This is a genomic window from Dactylosporangium sp. NPDC049742 (assembly GCF_040674675.1).
GTDB lineage: Bacteria > Actinomycetota > Actinomycetes > Mycobacteriales > Micromonosporaceae > Dactylosporangium > Dactylosporangium maewongense.
Map to the genome: position 1 here is coordinate 1 of NZ_JBFANF010000038.1, position 19,835 is coordinate 19,835.

12 protein-coding genes are annotated in these 19,835 nt (G+C 73.5%); 2 read left to right on the forward strand and 10 right to left on the reverse strand.

Annotated elements, in window-relative coordinates; genetic code table 11:
* Window positions 1-94: 94 nt before the first annotated feature.
* From AB0J72_RS36280 to AB0J72_RS36300, 5 genes are all read right to left on the reverse strand, one after another.
* Window positions 95-1,105 (reverse strand): substrate-binding domain-containing protein, encoded by a 1,011-nt coding sequence (locus AB0J72_RS36280; RefSeq protein ID WP_363406973.1) that lies wholly within the window; start codon window positions 1,103-1,105, stop codon window positions 95-97.
* A gap of 29 nt (window positions 1,106-1,134) precedes the next feature.
* A complete protein-coding gene (locus tag AB0J72_RS36285) occupies window positions 1,135-2,208 on the reverse strand; it encodes an ABC transporter permease (protein ID WP_363406976.1) in 1,074 nt (357 codons plus the stop codon).
* Complete coding sequence (locus tag AB0J72_RS36290; RefSeq protein ID WP_363406979.1) at window positions 2,205-3,890, reverse strand: sugar ABC transporter ATP-binding protein; 1,686 nt, start codon at window positions 3,888-3,890, stop codon at window positions 2,205-2,207. The genes AB0J72_RS36285 and AB0J72_RS36290 overlap by 4 nt, the downstream gene beginning before the upstream one ends.
* 117 nt (window positions 3,891-4,007) lie before the next feature.
* Window positions 4,008-6,134 carry a glycoside hydrolase gene (locus AB0J72_RS36295; RefSeq protein WP_363406982.1) on the reverse strand — a complete coding sequence of 709 codons (2,127 nt, stop codon included), beginning with the start codon at window positions 6,132-6,134 and terminating at the stop codon, window positions 4,008-4,010.
* The gene (locus AB0J72_RS36300; RefSeq protein WP_363406985.1) at window positions 6,134-9,349 is read right to left on the reverse strand and encodes a DUF2961 domain-containing protein; all 3,216 of its coding nucleotides are present in this window, start codon (window positions 9,347-9,349) and stop codon (window positions 6,134-6,136) included. The genes AB0J72_RS36295 and AB0J72_RS36300 overlap by 1 nt, the downstream gene beginning before the upstream one ends.
* 185 nt (window positions 9,350-9,534) lie before the next feature.
* Here AB0J72_RS36300 and AB0J72_RS36305 point away from each other — a divergent pair, with 185 nt between their 5' ends.
* The gene (locus AB0J72_RS36305; protein WP_363406988.1) at window positions 9,535-10,530 is read left to right on the forward strand and encodes a LacI family DNA-binding transcriptional regulator; all 996 of its coding nucleotides are present in this window, start codon (window positions 9,535-9,537) and stop codon (window positions 10,528-10,530) included.
* Here AB0J72_RS36305 and AB0J72_RS36310 read toward each other — a convergent pair.
* The 4 genes from AB0J72_RS36310 to ngcE all read right to left on the reverse strand — a co-directional run bounded on the left by AB0J72_RS36310 (window position 10,527) and on the right by ngcE (window position 17,055).
* Window positions 10,527-12,167: a fucose isomerase gene (locus tag AB0J72_RS36310; protein ID WP_363406991.1), complete on the reverse strand. Its 1,641-nt coding sequence runs from the start codon at window positions 12,165-12,167 to the stop codon at window positions 10,527-10,529. The two genes, AB0J72_RS36305 and AB0J72_RS36310, sit on opposite strands and share 4 nt — an antisense overlap.
* The gene (locus tag AB0J72_RS36315; RefSeq protein WP_363406994.1) at window positions 12,164-13,654 is read right to left on the reverse strand and encodes an FGGY-family carbohydrate kinase; all 1,491 of its coding nucleotides are present in this window, start codon (window positions 13,652-13,654) and stop codon (window positions 12,164-12,166) included. The genes AB0J72_RS36310 and AB0J72_RS36315 overlap by 4 nt, the downstream gene beginning before the upstream one ends.
* Window positions 13,655-14,077: 423 nt before the next feature.
* Entirely contained in the window at window positions 14,078-15,691 is a 1,614-nt protein-coding gene (locus AB0J72_RS36320) for a methyl-accepting chemotaxis protein (RefSeq protein WP_363406997.1), read from the reverse strand.
* Complete coding sequence (gene ngcE / locus AB0J72_RS36325; protein WP_363406999.1) at window positions 15,691-17,055, reverse strand: N-acetylglucosamine/diacetylchitobiose ABC transporter substrate-binding protein; 1,365 nt, start codon at window positions 17,053-17,055, stop codon at window positions 15,691-15,693. Before ngcE ends, AB0J72_RS36320 begins: the two co-directional genes overlap by 1 nt.
* Before the next feature lie 266 nt (window positions 17,056-17,321).
* Between ngcE and AB0J72_RS36330 the strand changes: the two genes are divergently transcribed.
* Window positions 17,322-17,522, forward strand: coding sequence for a hypothetical protein (locus AB0J72_RS36330; RefSeq protein WP_344502928.1), 201 nt, complete (start codon window positions 17,322-17,324; stop codon window positions 17,520-17,522).
* Here AB0J72_RS36330 and AB0J72_RS36335 read toward each other — a convergent pair.
* Window positions 17,503-19,835: hypothetical protein (locus AB0J72_RS36335; protein WP_363407003.1), on the reverse strand; the 2,333-nt coding region annotated here is incomplete at its 5' end. The two genes, AB0J72_RS36330 and AB0J72_RS36335, sit on opposite strands and share 20 nt — an antisense overlap.

Here is a 19,835-nt window from a genome sequence, read left to right on the forward strand (position 1 = left end):
CCCACGCTTTTCTCCCCCCACCCCGGCCCCCCCCGGTTGCCGCACCCAAACGCGCCCCCCCCCCGGGGGGGGGGGCCCGCCTCTCCATGACCCGTCAGGAGCCGCCGAGCTTGGTGTAGACCTCGATGGCGTTGTCCTTGGTGATCTGCTGCGTGCCGAGGGTCGTGCTGCGCGGGACGTCCTTGGAGCAGTCGACCAGGATCTTCTTGGCCAGGTCGACCGCCTCGCGGCCGCCGGTGGCGTACTGGAACGTCGCGGCGAGCCGGCCCTGCTCGACGGCCTTGATGCCGCCCGACGGCACGGGCAGCGCGTCGATGCCGGTGAACTTGATCTTCGTCTCGAGGCCGGCGGCCTTGGCGGCGAGGTACGCGCCCTCGGCCATCGGGTCGTTGTGCGCGTAGACGGCCGCGACGTCCGGGTGCGCCTTGAGCAGCGCGTCCGCCACCGACTGGCCCTTCTCCCGCAGCCAGTCGCCGGGCTGCGACGCCACGATCTCGATCTTCGGGTTGCCCGCGATGCCGGCGCGGAAGCCGTCCGCCCGCTCCTTCGCCGGGGTCGAGCCCGGCAGGCCGGCGATCTCGATCACCTTGCCGCCGTTGGGCAGCAGGGTCTTGGCGTAGTACTCGCCGGCGGCCTTGCCGATGGCAACGTTGTCTCCCCCGATGAACGCGGTGTAGGCGTCGCCCTCGACCTTGCGGTCCAGCACGATGACCGGGATCCCCTGGTCGTACGCCTTCTTCACGACCGCGGTGAGCGGCTTCGCCTCGTTCGGCGAGATGATCAGCAGGTTGATCTTCTGGGTCAGGAAGCTCTCGACGTCGGCGACCTGCTTGCTGTTGTCCTGAGCGGCGTCGGAGACGACCACCTTGAAGCCGGGGACCGCCTTCGCCGCGGTCTGGACGTCGTTGTTCATGACCTGCCGGTACGGCTCGGCGTTGTTCGCCTGCGACATGCCGATGAGGAACTCCTTGCCGGTGCCGCAGGCGGCGGCTCCGGAGGCCCCGGCGGCCTTGTTCTGCTCCGACTGGGTCTCCACGCTGCACGCGGAGGTGGCGAGCAGCGCGCCGGCGGCGAGCAGGGCGAGCGTGCTGGTACGGGTACGCATTGATCGCTCCTGGTGGATGGGATGGGGTGTCAGACGACGCTGCGGTGCAGCTTCTGCAGGCCGGCGGCGGCCACGATGACCAGGCCCTTGATGAGCAGCTGGACGTTGGCGTCGATGTTGTTGAGCGCGAGGATGTTGTTGAGGATGCCGAGCAGGAGTGCGCCGGCCAGGGTGCCGCCCATCGAGCCGGAGCCCCCGGACAGGCTGGTGCCGCCGATCACCACCGCGGCGATGGCGTCCAGCTCGTAGCCGGCACCGTCGTTGGGGCTGCCCTGGTTGAGCTGGCCCGCGTGGACGATCCCGGCCACCGCCGCGAGGAGCCCGGCGATGGCGAACACGGCGACCTTGACCCGGGTGACCGGGACGCCCGAGAGCCGGGCCGCCTTCTCGTTGCCGCCGATCGCGTAGACGTGCCGCGAGAACGCGGTGGTGCGCAGCACGACGACGGCGGCGACGCCGATGGCGATGAAGAGCACGGCCGGCACCGGCACCACGCCGTTGATCGAGCCGTTGAGGATCTCGAACGCGGGCGGCGCCTCCTTGGGGCCGTCGCCGTACGCGATCGGGATGCCGAGCCCGCCGGACCAGATGCGGGCCAGGCCGCGGGCGACCTGGAGCCCGGCGAGCGTGACGATGAACGACTGGATGCCCAGACGCGCCGTCGCGTAGCCCTGCAGGGCGCCGAAGACCGCGCCGATGGCGAGGACCGCCAGGACCGCCGGCAGGATCCCGTAGCCGGAGTCGACCATCAGCGTGGCGGTGCCGACGGCCGACAGCCCGAGGATCGCGCCGACGGACAGGTCGATGCCGCCGAGCAGCACCACGAACGTCATGCCGATCGCGATGATGCCGATCTCCGACACCGCCCGGACGATGTTGCCGAGGTTGCCGGTGGACAGGAAGAGGTTCTCGCCGCCGCGGGTCGGCGACGCGATGACCGCGGCGACGAACACCACCACGAGCGCGAACAGGCTCTGCACCGCGAAGAGCCGGTCGATCAGCTCGCGGCGGCTGCGGGGGCGGCGCAGCCAGCGCACCATCGAGGTGCTGAGGGACGCCTTGAGCCCGGTGGTGCCCGCGGCCGCTGCCTGCTCGTCGATCACGCTGACTCCCTCGGAGAGTGATCCGGCTTCTCGTGTGTGGCCACGCCGTCTCCGGTCGCGGCGGCGGCAGGTGTACCGGCGGCGCCGGCCACCTCGATGTCCACTCCGGGCGCGGGGGCGTCCGTCGCGCTGACGGCGGCGGCGGGGGTCGTGCCCATGGCCGCGGCGAGGACGGCCGCCGCGTCGGTGCGCGCCGCCGGCAGGTCGGCCACCGTCCGCCCGGCGCGCAGGACCACGATCCGGTCGCAGACGCCGAGCAGCTCCGGCAGCTCGGACGAGGCGAGCAGGATGCCCATCCCGTCGTCGGCGAGCCGGTGCAGCAGGCGGTAGATCTCCGCCTTGGCACCGATGTCGACGCCGCGGGTCGGCTCGTCGAGCAGCAGCAGGCGCGGCCGCGCGAGCAGCTGCCGGGCGAACACGACCTTCTGCTGGTTGCCGCCGGACAGCGCCCCGACGGGCACGGCCGGCGACGGGGTCTTGATGGCCAGCTCGGCGATCTTGCCGAGCACCGCCGCGCGCTCCCGCCGGCGCCGGACGATCCCGGCGGTGCTCAGCCGGTCCAGCGCGGTGAGCGCGATGCTGCGCCCGGTCGAGTGGCCGAGCACGAGCGCCGAGCCGCGCCGGTCCTCCGGCACGAACCCGACGCCGTGCCGCAGCGCCCGGCGCGGCCCGCCAGGCGCGTACGGCACCCCGTCGAGGCGGACCGAGCCGCTCCGGCGCCCCGCCGGACCGGCCCCGAAGAGCGTCTCGAGCAGCTCGGTGCGGCCCGCCCCCATGAGCCCGGCGAGGCCCACGATCTCGCCCGCGCGCACCGTGAGCGTGACCCCGGCCGGCTCGCACCGGCCGGGCCGCCGGGTCCTCGGCCGCACGGCCAGGCCGGCGACCTCGAGCAGCGGCGCGCCCTCCTCCGCCGTGACCTCCGTCTCCGCCGAGCCGAAGAGCGTCTCCACGGACCTGCCGACCATCAGCGAGATGATCTCGCCCGGGCCGGCGGCGCGCGGGTCGACGGTGCCGGCGACGGCGCCGTTGCGCAGCACCGTCGCCCGGTCCGCGATCTGCTCGATCTCCTCCATGCGGTGGGAGATGTAGACGATGCCGACGCCGCGGCGGCGCAGCTCGTCGATGGTGGCGAAGAGCCGGCGCACCTCGGCGTCGGCGAGCGCCGCGGTCGGCTCGTCCATGACGAGCACCCGCGCGTCGAGCGACAGCGCCTTGGCGATCTCGACCAGCTGCTGCTCGCCGACGCGCAGCGCGCCGACGGGCCGGCGCGGGTCGAGCTCGGCGCCGAGCTGCCGCAGCTGCTCCCGGGCGTTTCGCAGCATCGCCCGGCGGTCCAGCAGCCGCAGCCGGTTGCGCGGCTCCCGGCCGAGGACCAGGTTCTCCGCCACGGACAGCCCCGGCACCAGGTCGAGCTCCTGGTGGATCGTCGCGATGCCGGCCGCCTGCGCGTCGGCCGGCCCCTGGAAGCGCACCGGCTCGCCGCCGACCGTGATCTGTCCGGTGTAGTCGGTGACCACACCGGACAACACGTTCATGAGCGTCGACTTGCCGGCGCCGTTCTCGCCGAGCAGCGCGTGCACCTCGCCGGCGCGGACCGAGAAGTCGACCCCGGCGCAGGCGACCACGCCCCCGAACTGCTTCGTGATCCCGGTCATCGTGACGAGTGCCTGGGTCGCGCTCATAGGCATCACTCCAACGAGACGTCTCAACAGCGAGAAATCGATTTCTCACCGTGGAACGTAGAAGACCGTCACTACGCTGTCAAGGTCTCGTAGCAGTGTCGTAATGATCAACATGGATCAGGGTGTCGCGTTGATCTGGGCCTGGACGGTGCCGGCGAAGGCGACGTCCCGGCGGACCCCGCTGGCGGCGAACCGCCACGTCCCGCCCGGGTACTGCCCCGGCGCCCACGCGGTCCCGCCGGAGCGCCACAGCGGCTGCCACGCGGCCCCGGCGTGCCCGGCGTCGTACCAGATGTTGTCGCCCCGCCACGCCGACGCCCAGCGGTGCGACGACACCACCGACAGCCCGTCGGCGGACAGCATCGACCACGGCGGCATCCCGCTGACGTCGCCGGTCGGGCGGGCCTCCGCCGACGGGTCGCCGACCATCGGCAGCGCGCCGTCGACGTTGAACGCGACCTCCCACACCCCGGCGGTCGTGGGGCCGCGGACCGACCAGACCACGTCGCTCTGCAGCGCCGGCCCGGTCCAGCGCGGCGCGACCGTGAGCAGCCAGTCGGCGGTCACCGGCTCGTCGCCGAACGGGATGCCGGCCAGGTTGATCCGGGACCCGTCCGCGGACACGTCGACGCGTGCCGGCGCCCCCGCCGCGTCGGTGACCCCGAAGCCGCCGACCGCCAGGTACGGCCCGGTGCCCCGGAACGACGAGTCCAGGGCCGGCCGGTACGCCCCGCCGCCGCCCGGGTCCACTGCCAGGGAGGCGATCCGCGCCGACGGCCAGGTGCGGATGTCGGCGCGCAGGAAGCCGGTGCTGACCACCCGTCCCCGCGCGACCACGCCCGAGGTCCACTGCAGCGGCGCCAGCCACAGCCCGCCCATGCCCCAGCCGGCGTGGCTGAGGTACCAGGCGGCCCCGTCGACCACCACCTCGGCGGCGTGCGCGTCGAGGACCGCGACCCGCTCCGCCCCGTCGAAGCGCAGCGGGTCGCGGCTGCGGTAGACCGCCGTGCGCCGGTACGCGGCGCCGTAGTCGGCGCCGTCGCAGCAGACGAACAGGTACCACCACTCGCCGCGCCGCACCACGAACGGCGACTCGGTCTGCCCGGCCGCCTGCCCCGTGAACGGCGAGGTGAACGCGGTGCCGCGGGCGCTCCACGTGCGCAGGTCGGTGCTGGTGCGGTAGCCGACGATGTGGTTGCCGCCGCCGGGCGCGGTCGTGGCCGTGTAGTACATGACCCACTGGTCGCCGACCCGGGTCACCATCGGGTCCCGCGCCTCCCACCCGTCGGTGAACAGCGGGTTCGCCGGGCTGCGCGTCCAGGTGACCAGGTCCGTCGACGTCGCCAGGTGCATCCGGTACCGCGTGTAGTCGGGGTTCCCAGCGGCGTAGAACATGTAGTAGACGCCGTTGTCGTGGACGACGTGCGGCGCCCAGATCCACTGCTCCCCGGCGGCCGGCGACGCCACGAGGGCCGGCGGCTGTTTCGTCCACGGCCCGGTCGGCGACGGCGCGGTCGCGTGCCCGAACGTCGTCTCCTGCAGCGGCGCGCCCGGCTCGGCGTGCGTGATGCCGAACGCGTGCCACACGCCGGTGCCCTGGTGCCGCACGATCGTGTGGTCGTTGAAGTACCAGGCGGAGGACTCCCCCACGCCCGGGTCGTAGACGCGGGTGAGCGCGCCCCGCGACGGGGTCTCCGCGACGGTCTCGTAGGTCGTCGTGGTCACCGCCGGCAGCGCCCCGACCCGCTGGAGCGTGATCGTGTCGAGCCCGGCGAAGAAGCCCGACGAGGCCGGGGCCCGGCCGGTGACGGTGACCGTGAACCGGTGCGTGCCGGCCGCGAGCGCGACCGAGCCGAGCGGCACGGCGCCGGTGCGCTGGACGGACGGCGCGTAGCCGTCGAAGAGCTGGCCGACCGCGACCCCGTCGACGGCGAAGCGCAGCGTGCCGTAGTCGGCGGCGCGGGTCCGGACCCCGCCCAGGTCGTACTGGCCGGGGGTGACGGCGGGCAGGGTGACGGTGACCGAGTCACCGGCCCGGGCGGCGCGGAACCACAGCTGCCGCCCGCCGGACCAGGTCACGCCGCAGCAGTCCGGCTGCGCCTCGACCGGCGCGGTGGCGGACACCGCCGGCAGCAGCGACTCCGCCTCGAGCTTCACTGGCGCGTCGGCGGCCCGGGCGGGCCCTGCCGGAATCAGCAGGGCCCCCACGGTCACCACGGCGGAGCAGAACGCGGCGGCGCGCATCACGGCACGCTCGGCCGCACGACGGTGGACGCGCCGCCGCCCAGGTTGTCGTGCCAGCGCCAGGCGTTCTGCACGAAGCGCCCGCCGTCGGAGAGCGACACGTACACGTCGGCCGCCGGGTCGCCGGTGAACGTGACGATGTCGGCCTTGCCGTCGCCGTCGAAGTCGCCGACACCCGGCCGTTCGGCGTTGATGGCGAAGTTGTCGTGCCACTTGCCGGGGGTACCGAAGCCGCCGCCGGACGACAGTGCGACGAGGACGTCCGCGGTCGATCCGCGGGTGAAGACCGCCACGTCGTCGCGCCCGTCGCCGTTGAAGTCCCCGGTCGCGACCGCGTCGCCGCCGAAGCCGGACCGCCACAGCCAGCCGTCCTGCACGAAACGGCCGCCGTCGGACAGGGCGACGTAGACGCTGCCGCCGGACCCGCCGGTGAAGGTGGCGATGTCGTCGCGGCCGTCGCCGTCGAAGTCGCCGACGACGGGTGTCTCGGCGCCGACGGCGAAGTGGTCGTGCCACTTCACGCCGGGGCCGAACCCGGAGCCGGTGGACAGCGCGACGTACACGTCGGAGGTCGTGCCGCGGGTGAACGTGACGATGTCGGTGCGCCCGTCGCCGTCGAAGTCACCCACGAGCGGGACCTCGGCGTCCACGGCGAAGAAGTCGTGCCACTTGACGCCGGCGCCGAAGCCGCCGGAGCCGTTGCCGAGCGCCACGTACACGTCGGCGAGGCCGCCGCGGGTGAAGGTGATGAGGTCGGTGCGGCCGTCGCCGTCGACGTCGCCGGTGAAGGGCACCTCGCCGTCGAGGGCGAAGAAGTCGTTGCCCTTCACGGCGGGCCCGAACGCGGTGCCGGACGACGTCGCGCTGAACACGTCCGCGTCGGCGCCGCGGGTGAAGGCGACCGCGTCGTCGCGGCCGTCGCCGTTCACGTCGCTGACCGTGCGGCCGCGGGTCGTGCCGGAGACGACACCGGACGCGGGACCCGCGTTGCCGGCCGCGTCGACCGCGACGACCCGGTAGTGCCAGGTCTGCCCGACCGGCACGGGGCCGTGCCGGAAGCTCGTGCCGCTGACCGTGCCGCGCAGGTTCGCCGCGGTGACCGGGACGCTCGCGTTCGTCGAGCCGTAGACGCGGTAGGCGGTCACGCCGACGTTGTCGCTCGCCTCCGTCCAGCTCAGGCCGATCGCGTGGGTCCTCCCGCCGCTGGTGGTCAGGCCGGTCACCGTGCCGGGGGCGGTCGTGTCGGCGAACGGCGCCACCATGCTCAGCACGCTGTACCTCGACGCCGTCCACGCACCGCCGGAGGGCGTGAGGGTGACCGTGACCGCGGACTTCCCGGCGGTGAGCGCGACGGGCAGGGTGAACTCGTCGGTGAGCCAGCGCTGGGCCGCGTTGCCGAGCGGCTGCAGCCACACGCCCGCGCTGACGCCGTCGACCGCGACCGCCGCCTGCTGGTAGGCGCGCTGCTGGTCGCCGGTGCGGCGCAGCCGGACGCCCGAGTTGCCGGGGTCGGTCGCGACCCGGAACGAGATCGCCGCCGAGCCGGAGCGGACCTGGGCGGTGGTGGACACGTCGTCGTTGTCGCCCTCGAAGACCGACGTCAGCCCGTACTGGGTGGCGACGCCGTCGCCGTAGGCGTGCGCGCCGCGGCTGGCCGCGTCACCGGTGACGACGGTGTCGGTGAGGCGCAGAGCGGCGGTCGGCTGGGTGTACAGGAACGCGGTGGAGGCGTAGTCGGCCGGTTCGTTGGCGGTCGGCCCGTGCTCGATGCCGAAGCGCAGCCCGGTCGTGAACGACACGGCGTCGCCGATCATGAGCCGGTAGGCGGCGTCGCACTCGTCGGCGCAGCCCGCGGTGCGGAAGCGGTGCCCGGTGTTGCCGGTGAAGACGCCGGAGTACTCGCCGCGGTTGAAGTACCAGCCCGACTCGTAGAAGTCCTCGGTGCCGGTGCCGTACAACTGCGGGGTGGCCGACCCGTCGACGTACACCCGCTCGTCGCCCTCGAGGTAGTTGCGGGTGTTGCCGCCGGTGATGTGCGCGCGCATGGTCTGCGCGACACCGACGAAGCGGCCCCGGCCGGCCTGGTCGGCGATGATCCAGTCCTTGCCGTTGACGGTCTCGCCGCGCCGCGACTGGGTGGTGAAGTGGCCGAGGTCGCTGCCCCACGTCGTGGGCGCCGAGGTCACCTCCGCCTGGACGCCGCCGATCGAGGCGCCGCCGGTGTTCGCGATCGCGACGGTGGCGCTCGTGCCGAACGGCATCGGCCACCAGGCGCTGTACCAGCCGCCGGGCGCGGCGTCCATGGCGAACATGAGCGAGCGCACGGTCCGCTCGCCGAGCCCGGCGCCGAAGAACTCCGCGACCGGCGCGTCCACCGTGGTGCGCCCGTCGAACGTGATCCGGACCCGCAGGGCGGTGAGGTTGGCCTCGGTCGCGGCGGCGTCCGGGATGCGCAGCCGCAGCGCGGTGATCGCCCGCGGCCCGGTGAGCGTGGCGAGGGTGGCCTGGCCGCCGGCCGGGGCGGTGACGGTCGCGGCGGCGGTGACCGCGCCGGGCTGGGCCGGCTTGGGATCACGCAGGCCGGCCTGGCGCAGGTTGTCGACGACGTCGGTGGCCGGGTCGGCGGGGTTGAAGCGGGTCACCCCGCCGGCGTCGGCGAACTGGCGGTAGCCGACGTGGTAGAAGAGCGGGTTGTTCTGGGTGACGACCCGCATGCTGCTGCGGTACGGCATCGGCACCTTGACCGTGACGCCGCCGGAGGTCTGGTCGGCGTTGGTGACGAGGGGCCAACTGAACGGCGCGCCGAGGTTGCCGTTGACGAGGTTCTGCAGGCCGGTGTCGACGACGGTGACGCCGTCGAGCTCGATGCGGATCCAGCCGGTGGCGCTGACGTTGCCCTCGTCGCGGGTGAACCAGATCGACTGGATCTCCCCCGGGCCGCGGTCCTCGGCGAGCACGCAGCCGCCGTCGTTGCGCAGGCAGGAGTAGGTGCCGCCGAACCCGTCGTCGTTGGAGCCGTCGCGGCCGAAGCTGGAGAACTGCTTCGTCCTGGTGCCGGCGGACAGGGTGGGCAGCCGGTCGAGGCGGCGGTAGGTCTCCCAGCCGACCGGGCCCTTGTCGTCGGGGACCGCCGCCATCGCCGGCGGGGCGGCGCCGATGACGGTGAGCAACGGGATGAACAGGATCGCTACGGCGGCTCTTCGCAAGACTCGCATGGGTGGCGTCCCTTCGGGGAAATCGATTTACCCGCAAGTAGACGACTAACATCCAGGTCCGTCAATATGTAGGAAGGTTTCACCGGAGAAATCGATTTCCAGCACCGTAGCCGCGCTTCGCCGGGGGTGTCAACGGCGAGGCGTGGCATCATTGCGCTCCGGAGCCGCCTGGAAGGATGTAGGTCATGGCGACCATCTACGACGTCGCACAACGGGCGCAGGTCTCCCCCGCCACCGTCTCCCGCGTGCTCAACGGGCGGGCCAGCGTCGACCCCGACATGGTCGTGCGCGTGCAGGACGCGGTGCGCGAGCTCAACTACCGACCCAACTCGGTGGCCCGCAACCTGCGCCGCAGCCGCACCACGCTGTGGACGGTGATCATCTCCGACGTCGGCAACCCGTTCTTCACCGCGATGGTCCGCGGCGTCGAGGACGTCGCCCAGCGGGCCGGCTACTCGGTCGTGCTGTGCAACAGCGACGAGGACCCGGCGAAGGAGGCGCAGTACGTCACCGCCGCCCTGCAGGACCAGATGGCCGGGGTGATCATCTCCAGCTCCGGGCACGCCGCGAACGTGAACCGGCTGATCGAGGCGGGCACGCCGGTCGTCGCCATCGACCGCCAGATCAGCGGGGCCAACGTCGACAGCGTCCTGGTCGACAACGAGCACGGCGCCCACATGGCCACCGCGCACCTGCTCGACCGCGGCTACCGCCGGATCGCCTGCATCACCGGCCCGCGGAAGGTGTCCACCGCCGCGCAGCGGCTGCGCGGCTACCAGCAGGCGCTGCGCGAGCAGGGCTTCGCGACCCCGGCAGCGCTGGTGCGCTACTCCGACTACCGCGAGGAGGGCGGCTACGCCGCGATGGCGTCGCTGCTGGACGCCGGCGACCCGCCGGACGCGGTGTTCGCCGCCAACAACCTCATGACCGTCGGCGCGGTCGAGTGCGTCGTCGACCGCGGCATCGCCGTCCCCGCCGGCATGGGCGTCATCGGCTTCGACGACATCCCGTGGGCGCACCTGGTGCGGCCGTCGCTGTCGACGGTCTCGCAGCCGACGTACGAGCTGGGCCGGACCGCGGCGATGCTCCTCGCGGAGCGGATCACCGAACCGGACCGGCCCGCCTCGACCGTCACCCTCCAGACGACGCTGAAAGTGCGCGAGAGCAGCCTCAGGCCTTAGAGCTTCACGTCCCCGCACAGGTGCACGACGACGCCGAGCCCGTGCAGCATGGCGGCCTTCGCCAGCAGGGCCCGGTCGGCCGCGGCGGCGTCCGGGGCGTAGGCGACCTGCACGTGGTTGGCCTTGTGCCGGGCCATGAGCTGGTCCCGGCCCACCCCGTGCAGCACCGCGTGCATGATCGGCCACTGCCGGTCGGTGGCGTCCAGCCGGCGTTGCGTCTCCTCCGCCGGCAGTTCCCGCACGCTCGCCCGGCCCAGGTCGGCGTGCAGCACGCCGTCCATGATGAACACCCGCGACCACACGATCTCGCCCGGCTTCGACACGCCGCTGAGCGTGCCGCCGCCGAGCGGGAAGAACATCGGCGGCTGGCGCATGCTGTAGCTCTTGTCGTAGCCGCCGTTGTGCGAGGCGGGCACCGAGCCGGAGATCTCGAAGACCCAGACGAACTCGCCCTCGTACTGCTCGCCCCAGCGGATGTCGTGCAGGGTGGTCGCCGGGTCGAAGCCCATCGCGTTCCACAGCCGGTTCGTCAGCAGCGCGTCGACGGCGACCCCCTCGTCGACCTCGTTGAAGTGCGGCAGGGGCGCGCCCGCGTACAGCTCCCTGGCGCCGTCACGGCTGCGCACCGGCGGGCGCTCCACGTTGTTGAGCAGGCCCTCGGCCAGGTCGCTGGCCGGCACCACGTCCTTCAGCCCCTGCTGGTACTGGATCCCGACCGCGTCGAGGCCGAAGTCGTCGCTGATCCGCAGCGCCGCGACGTACATCCGGCACTGGCTGAGCACCTGCGCCTCGGTCAGCTCGGTGGCCTCGTCGGTGCCGAAGTGGAACGTGAACCCGCGGTCGTCCAGCCACGACTTGACCGCGGCCGCCTCCGCGTCGGTGACCTTCAGCATCTCCGCGACGAGCGCGCTCTGCGACAGCCGCTCCTTGTAGATGCCGAGCGGGTTGAGCAGCTCGTCGTCGAAGATCGCGTTGTACATGCCCATGCAGCCCTCGTCGAAGACGCCGATGATCGCCTTCTCGTCGCGCAGCTGCTCGGCGAGCGCGGTGCCCAGGACGACCTCCGGTGCCTCCTGGTCGAGCGCCGGCAGGTCCCGGACGTGCGACAGGTCGTGCACCACGGTGCCGGTCTCCAGCCATTCGCGCAGCCCGTCGACGGCCCAGTCGTCGGTGAAGTCCTCGCTCCACAGCGCCGAGTGCGCCACGCCGGCCTTGGTGAGGCTGGCGGTCAGGTTGAGCAGGCCGACCAGCCCGGGAAACGCGCCGGACCAGTTCGCCACCACCAGGATCGGGCCCTGATGGGTGCGCAGGCCCGCGAGCACGTGGTGGCTGTACTGCCAGACGGCCTCCACCACGACGAGCGGCGCGTCGCGCGGGACGTGCTTGAACACCTCGATCCCCAGGCGCTGGCTGTCGATGAAGCCGTGCCCCTTGACCTCGTCGAACTCGTGCGCCCGCTTCGCCTGCCAGCCGAGCCGCGCCAGGGCCGCGGTCACGTCGGCCTCCAGCCGCTGCTGCGTCGGCCAGCAGCGCAGGTTGGCGCTGGGCCGCAGGTCGCCGCTCGTCACCAGGTACGCGGTGACCGGCTCGGCGGCCGGCCGCTCCAACGGGACCGGGAGCTGGTACGGACTGGTCATGGGGTTCCTCCGGTTGACTCGGTGCCGGCTGCCAGGCGGTGGCTGATGCCGGCGGTGGCCGGGTACAGGTCGAGGTACAGCTGGTAGCGCTTGTCGTAGACCGCGGCGGCGCCCGGGTCCGGGCTGATCCGCTCGACGACGGGGTTCCAGGTCTCGACGTCTGTCGTGTTGCTCGCCAGGAATGCGGCGCCGTAGCTCGCGCCGATGGTCTTCTCGGGGATCAGCTGCTCGCGGCCGGTCACGTCGGTGACGATCTGCGCCCACAGCCCGCCCTGCGTGCCGCCGCCGACCGCGACGATCCGCTCGATGGTGCCGCCGGCCGCCTCGATCGCCTCGATGTTGTGCCGCACGCCGAACGCGGTCGCCTCCAGCACCGCCCGGTACAGGTCGCCGCGGGTGTGCCCGACCGTCAGCCCGGCGATCACCCCGCGCGCGTGCGGGTCGGCGATCGGCGTGCGCTCTCCCGCGAAGTACGGCAGCATCAGCAGCCCTCGCGCGCCCGGCCCGGACTCGCGCGCCTCTTCCAGGAGTCGCGGGTAGCCGGGCGCGCCGAGCAGGTCGTGCAGCCAGCTGGTGATCGCGCCGGACGTCGCCATGCCGGCGGCGAGGTTGCGCGTGCCGGGGAACGCCCCCGTGGTCCCCCACAGCACCGGCGACGTGTTCCGCACGTCGGTGGTGTGCACGAGGAACATCGTCGTGCCGTACATCAGCATCAGGTCGCCGAGCCGCTGCGCGCCGACGCTGACCGCCTCCGACCAGGCGTCGATCGTCCCCGCCACGACCGGCGTGCCCTGCCTCAGCCCGGTCTCGGCGGCGGCCGCCGGGGTGACGCCGCCGATGACGTCGCCGGGCCAGACCAGCGGCGGCAGCGCGACGCTCCCCGCCAGGTCCGCCGCCCACGGCTCGTGCCAGGCCTGCGCCGCGGCGTCGTACATCGGCGTGCACTGGCTGGCCGAGTGCTGGTCCAGGTAGTACGCCCCGGTGAGCCGCCACCCGAGCCAGCTGGCCGGCATGAACAGCCGCCGCGCGGCCCGCCACACCTCCGGCTCGTGCTCGGCGACCCAGGCCAGCTTCGGCCCGACGCTCTGCGTCGACAGCGCCGACCCGGTCCGCTCCCGGATCACGTCCGCCCCGCCGAGCTCCGCCGTCAGCCGCGCGATCTGGGCGGTCGCCCGGGTGTCGACGCCGTACAGGATGCCGGGCCGCAACGGGAGGCCGGCGTCGCCCGTCAGGACGACGCACGGCCCCATCCCGCTCACCCCGACGGCCGTGACCTCACCCGGGTGCGCCGCCAGCAGCTCCCGGACGATCGAGACGGCCTCGCCCCACCACAGCTCCGCGTCCATCTCCACATGCCCGGGCCGCGGCGTCTGTACGTCGTGCCCGCGCACGGCGGTGGCCACGATCCTGCCGTCCGCCGCGACGAGCACCCCCTTGGTACTCGACGTCCCCACATCGATGCCGATAACCATCCCGCTGCCCGACATGGCAACAAGATGTCAGAAATCGATTTCCCCGTCAATGCTGTGCTTCCGCGCTGTCCTTCCGCCCCACCGCTTCGCGGCGGGTCCCGGCGGGGATTCTCACCCGCACCCCAATGCGCCGCTCCGCGCCGCACTGCCAGCGCTTGCGCGGCAGCCTCACGCTCCTGCGCGCGGCATCCCGGGTGCCCTGTCCGTCCTGATCAAGCGGCGCGTGCGGTGGGCGCGGTGCGGGTGCTCGCGAAGGTCGCCGCGTGCTGTCCAGGTCGATGTCCGTGGCGAGCCGGCCACCACCGGCCAGCCGGTCCGCCGCGACGGTTCCCGGCCGGTCCGACGTGCCACCCCCGCACAGACGTTGGTCACTACGACCTTGCTCGATGGCCCGGCGGGGCTGGTCGTCGCCAGGCAGTCGTCCGCGGCCACAGCGGGTCAGGTTCGGAAGCGGCCGACCAGTTGGGTGAGGCGGGTCGAGACCTGGGTCAGTTCGCCCGCGGCGCCTGTCACCTGGCTGATGCCGTCGGCGGTCACCTGGGCGATGTCGGCGATGCTGCGGACGCTGCCCGCGATGCTGATCGCGCTGTCCGCGGCGCCGCCGATGTGGGTGCCGATGCTCGCGGTGCTCGCCGACTGTTCCTCGACGGCGCTGGCGATGCTGCTCTGGTAGGCGTTCACGGTGCCGATCACCTCGCCGGTCGCGGTGATGGCCTCGACGGCGCGGGCGACGTCGCGCTGGATGGCGGCGATGCGGGACGTGATGTTCTCGGTGGCCTCGGCGGTCTGCTGAGCCAGGGCGCGCACCTCGTCGGCGACCACGCCGAAGCCCTTGCCGGCCACGCCGGCCCGCGCGGACTCGATGGTGGCGTTCAGCGCGAGCAGGTTCGTCTGCTTGGCGATCGCGCTGATCATGCCCAGGACCTCGTTGATCGCGGCCGAGGACTCGCCGAGGCGGGTGACGGTCGCGGTGGCCTCGTCGGCGCGGGCGACGGCGTCGGCGCCGGCGGTGCTCGCGGAGGCGGTGCTGCGGGCGATCTCGGTGATCGAGCTGCCCATCTCGTTGGCGCTGGCGGAGACGGTGTGGACGCTCTGCGACACCTCGTCGGCGGCCTCCGCGGCGGCCTGGGCCTCGGCGTGGGTGCGCTCGGCGTTCATGGTCATGCCGGCGCTGATCACCGACAGCTCGTGCGCCGCCGCCGAGGCCGTGTCGGCGGTCTCGGCGATCTCCCGGACCAGCCGGGCGATGTTGTCGGCGAACCGGTTGAAGCGTTTCGCCAGGTCCCCGACCTCGTCGCGGCGGGACTCGTCGACGCGGTGGGCCAGGTCGCCGTCGCCCTCGGCGATCTCGGCGATGCGTTCGGAGAGCACGTTGATCGGGCGGACGATGCCGCGGGTCAGCCACAGCGAGACCATCAGCAGCAGCACCGCGGCGACGAGCGTCCCGCCGAGCACGGTGCGCTCGGTCGACGCGACGACGGAGCTCGACCTGGCCTGCAGCGCGGCGATGCGCTGCCGTTGCGCGTCGAGGAGCTCGCCGGTGACACTCTGCACGCCGGCCGTGAGCCGCTGGGCCCGGTCCGCGTCGGCGACCTTCCGGGCGGCCTCGAAACCGCCGGTCTGGCGGGCCTGCACGACCCGGTCCATGAGCGCGAACCGCGCGTCGAGCAGCGGGCGCAGCTCGCGGATGCGGTCCCGCTCGGCCGGGTCGGCGCCGATGTGCCGGGCGATGTCGGCGAACTTCGCGGTGGCGGCGTCCTGCGCCTGCTGGTGCGCCTTCAGGTCGGCGTCGGCACCGGAGACCAGGAACGCCTGCGTGCCGCTGGAGGAGGCCTGCAGCGCGTTCCACAGCTCGTCGAACTCGGACATGAGCGTGTGCGCCGCCTCGACCTGGCGCTGGTCGTCGGTGAGCCGCAGCGTGTTGCGGTACGCCACCGCGCCCACGGCGATGAGCAGGACCAGCGCCACCGCGAACCCGGCCAGCAGCCGCCGCCCGATCGTCCACCGGATGTCGCGCAGCGCCCCGGTCAGCCCCCCGCTCGGGGCCGCCATCAGGCGTCCCGCCGGAACTTCGTGATGGAGCTGTCCCGGGCGACCCCGTCGGCGGCGGCCTGCATCCGGGCCGCGAAGTCCGCGGGGCGTTTCAGCGCGCCGGACATCACGTCGGCGATGGTGGCCTGCCAGGCCTTGTCCAGCGCCCCGTACCAGTCGTTGAACTTCCAGGTCATGAGGTTGTTCCCGGCGCCCTTGACGACCTCGTCGGCCGACGCGAGGCCGCTGGAGCCGGCGACCCCGTCGGCTGAGCCCTTCCGGCTGGCCAGGGAGTTCGTGAGCTCGCTGAAGCGGGCCGCGCCGGCCTTGGACAGCATGACGCGCAGGTACTCCAGCCCGCCGGCCTTGTTCTTCGCCATCGTCGGCACCGCGAACGTGCCGGAGGCGCCCGCCCGGGCCGACCCGTAGGGCATCGTGTCGGCCGTACCGACGCTCCACACCGGCACGATCGTCAGCTTCACCGACGCCGGCAGCGTCGCCTTCATCTCGTTCTCCAGCCAGGTGCCGCAGGGCAGCATCGCCGCCCGGCCGTCGATGAGCGCCTGCTGCGACTCGGTGTGCGACAGCTTGTCGCTGCCGGCCAGCACGAAGCCGCGCCCGACGAGCTCGATCGCCAGCTCCACCGAGGCGAGCACCGCCGGGTGCTGCCAGGCGCCCGGCTCGAGGTTGTCGATCGCGGCCGCCGCCGCGGCGCCGCCGGCCTTGTGGATCCAGTCGGCGATGGTCCAGCCCATGTAGTACGGGTACTTCCCGGCGTGCGCGAACGGCGCCACCCCGGCCGCCTTGATCTTCGGGGCGAGCTCCAGGAACTGCTCCCACGTCTGCGGCGGCGACCAGCCGGCCGCCTGCCAGCGGGTGGCGTCGTGGAAGAGACCGAAGACCGTGTACATGTAGTTGAGCCCGTACACCTTGCCGTTGAACGTCCCCGACTCCACGGTCCCGGGCAGCAGCGTGTCGCGCACCTTCACGCCGGGGTCGTCGAGGCTCGGGCTGTCCAGCAGCTCCGTCAGGTCCAGCAGGGCACCGTCGTTGACCAGCTCGCCGGTCGTGAACTGGTCGGCGCCGTCGTTGTTCATCACGTCGGGCGGGTCGCCGGAGTCGAAGCGGCCCTTCAGGTCGCCGACGATCTTCTTCGTCGACGTGTGCTTGATCTGCGCCCGGGGGAAGCGTTTGCGGTACAGCTCCTCGTGCGCTTTGGCGTAGTCGTCACCGAACCCGCCGTTGAAGATCACCACCTCGAGCGCGCGCTCCGGCGTGATCCCGAACGGGTCGAACGCGGCCGTGGGCGAGCCGTCGTCCCCGCATCCTGCGAGCAGCCCCGCGGCCGGCAGCGTCGCCGCGGCCAGCAGCGTCCGTCGTGACAAGTGGTTCACGCACGTTCTACTCGGCCGGGAACCGTGCCGCTTGAGCATTCGCACCGGCGCGGTCTGCCGCGGGGTGCCTCTGCCCAACCGGCGGCCGGTTCAACCAAACCCGGTGGTGTTCGCCGGTGCGCGGCGAACATCCCGCTGTCCCCGCAGCCGGTGCGCCCACCCGCGGGTTCGTTGTTCGCCGGCGGCCGAACGAACGCCCCTTGCCGCGTGTACTGGGCGCCGCAAGCACTTCGCGACCAGTACACCGGAGGACGAACATGCGAACGAAGCCCTGGACGCTCCGTCAGGCCGTCATCGTCACGACCGCGCTCTCGCTCGGCTCCACCGCGGGGGCGGTCGCCGAGCAGGCCGCGACGCGGTTCGGGTTCACGCACCCCGGCCCGGGCCAGCTCGCGGCGGCCGTCACCACCCTGTGGATCCTCGGCCGGCTCGACGCGCTCATCGACGAGCGGCGGTAGAGGAGTCCGCGTCCAGGTAGTCCTCGGCGGCGCGGACGACCACCGGCGCGGCGACCTCGGCGAGCCTGAGCAGGCACTGTTTCCAGCCGCTCAGGCCGAGCGAGCCGGCGAGCAGCCGGTGCGCGTGCGCCGCCGGCACCACGGCGACCAGGGCGTTGACGGCCTGGACCCGCCGGTCGGGCTGGGTGATCGTCCGTACCACCGCCTCGGCCTCCGCGGCGAGCTGCTCCGCCCGGTGCGGGTCCCCCGCCGCCCGCACCGCGGCGATCAGCGGTGCCAGCGCCTGCACCCGCTGCTCCGCGACCGGCATGCCGCGGGTCAGCCGCTCGGCCCGGCCGAGGTCGCCGGCGTCGACGGCGGCCAGGCAGACCTGGGCCAGCGCCCACGACTGCTGCTCGGGGTCGCTGACGGCCAGCGCGACGGCCTCGGCCCGGTCGTGGTCGCCCCGCTCCGCCAGCGACGCGGCGACGTCCGTCATCGCCTCGGCCTGCCGGTACGGGTCGGGCAGCATGAACGCGATCGCCTCGGCCCGCCTGCCGGCGGCGGCACCGCCGGCCCGGACCAGCCGCGCCAGCGCCCTGGCCCGCTCGTCCGGGTCGTCGAGCCCGTACGCGACGGCCTCGGCCCGCTCGGTCTCCCCCGCCGCGGCGAGCGTCTCGATGAGCTGTACCAGCGCCCAGGTCCGCTGCCCGGGGTCGGCGACGGCCCGGGCCACGATCTCGGCCCGGTCCGCCTCGTCGTTCGCGGCGAGGACCTCGACGAGCTGGACGATCAGCCACGCCTGCTGTTCCTGGTCGGGCAGCTCGTCGATGGCGTCCCGGACCTCCGCGGTCAGCCGCCACGCACGGACCCGGTCGGCGGCGAGGACGGCGCCGATGAGCTGGATCATCGCCGGGATCCGCTCGTCGGCGTGCGGCAGCTCCCGGATCGCCGCGTCGAGGTCCGTGGTGAGCCGGCCGGCCCGGTCACCGTCGAGACCGGCCTGGTCACCGTCGAGACCGGCCTGGTCACCGTCGAGGTCGGACGCCAGCCTCATCAGGGCGATGCGGGCGAGCACTCGCTGGAACGGATCGGCGAGGTTCGAGGCGACGCGCTGCGCCCGGTCGTGCAGCCCCTGACGGGTCAGCGTCTCCGCGAGCTGGGTCCGCGCCTCGGCCTGCTGGTCCGGGTCGTCGACGGCGTCGACGAACGCCTCGGCCCGGTCGGGCTGCCCGGCGGCCGCCGCGACCGCGGCCAGTTCGCAGGTGGTGCGGGAGCGCAGCGCCGGGTCCTGCACCGCGCCGGCGAGCTTCTCCGCCAGCGGGAACGCGCCGGTCCTGGCGGCCGTCGTGGCGAGCCGGGCGAGGGCCTGCGCCCGCAGCTGCTCGTCCGGGATCGACCGGGCGAGGCGTTCGGCCAGGCCGAGGCGCCCCGTGACGGCGACCGCCGCGGCGAAGGCGCCGAGGGTGTGCGCCCGGGTGAGCAGGTCCACCGTCCGGCCGGCCGTTTCGGCCTGGACCGCGAGCGCCGCCGCCCGCCGGTGGTCGCCGGCGGCGGCGACCGCGTGACCGACCTGGGTCAGCGCCGCCGCGCGCTGGTCGGCGTCGGGCAGGGCGGCGGCGTACCGCTCCGCCCGGTCCGGGCCGTCTGCGGCGATGATCGCGGCGACGAGGTCGGCGTGGACGGGTGTCCGCTGCGCCCGCTGCAGGCGGGCCGCGGCGGCGTGGGCGGCGGCGACGTGCCGCTCGATCTCGCCGGCGCCGGTGAACGGGGTGAGGCGGATCAGCGCGATCCACACCGCGGCCTGCTCCGCCGGGTCGGCGATCCTCGGCGCGGCCGCGGCGACCTCGGCGGCGAGCCGGCGCGTCTCGTCGGGGCGGCCGGCGGTGTACAGGGCCGCGGCGAGCTCCGCGTACGCCAGTGCCCGCGCCCCCCTGCCGCCGATGCCACCGGCCGAGGCCAGCGCATCCACGACCAGCGCGTCCACAGCCGACGCGCCCACGACCGGCGGCGCGGCACCGTCCGCCGTCGACGAGTCCACGACCGGCACGTCCACGACCGGCGCGTCCACAACCGGTGGTGTGGCACCGTCTACGACCGGCGCGTCCACGACCGGCGCGTCCACAACCGGTGGTGTAGCACCGTCTACGACCGGCGCGTCCACGACCGGCGCGTCCACGACCGGTGGTGTAGCACCGTCCACGGCCGAGGAGTCCACGACCAGCGGTGCGGAACCGTCCGCCGCCGACGCGTCCGCGACCAGTGCGTCTGCGGCCGGTGGTGTGGCACCGTCCGCCGCCGAGGCGTCCACGACCAGCGCGTCCACGACCGACG

Bases quoted from the DNA above. Each gene is read 5' to 3' on its own strand.
- AB0J72_RS36290 (WP_363406979.1), bottom strand. From the start codon at position 3,890: ATGAGCGCGACCCAGGCACTCGTCACGATGACCGGGATCACGAAGCAG.
- AB0J72_RS36295 (WP_363406982.1), bottom strand. From the start codon at position 6,134: ATGCGCGCCGCCGCGTTCTGCTCCGCCGTGGTGACCGTGGGGGCCCTG.
- AB0J72_RS36310 (WP_363406991.1), bottom strand. From the start codon at position 12,167: ATGACCAGTCCGTACCAGCTCCCGGTCCCGTTGGAGCGGCCGGCCGCC.
- AB0J72_RS36315 (WP_363406994.1), bottom strand. From the start codon at position 13,654: ATGTCGGGCAGCGGGATGGTTATCGGCATCGATGTGGGGACGTCGAGT.
- AB0J72_RS36300 (WP_363406985.1), bottom strand. From the start codon at position 9,349: ATGCGAGTCTTGCGAAGAGCCGCCGTAGCGATCCTGTTCATCCCGTTG.
- AB0J72_RS36330 (WP_344502928.1), top strand. From the start codon at position 17,322: ATGCGAACGAAGCCCTGGACGCTCCGTCAGGCCGTCATCGTCACGACC.
- AB0J72_RS36320 (WP_363406997.1), bottom strand. From the start codon at position 15,691: ATGGCGGCCCCGAGCGGGGGGCTGACCGGGGCGCTGCGCGACATCCGG.
- AB0J72_RS36305 (WP_363406988.1), top strand. From the start codon at position 9,535: ATGGCGACCATCTACGACGTCGCACAACGGGCGCAGGTCTCCCCCGCC.
- AB0J72_RS36280 (WP_363406973.1), bottom strand. From the start codon at position 1,105: ATGCGTACCCGTACCAGCACGCTCGCCCTGCTCGCCGCCGGCGCGCTG.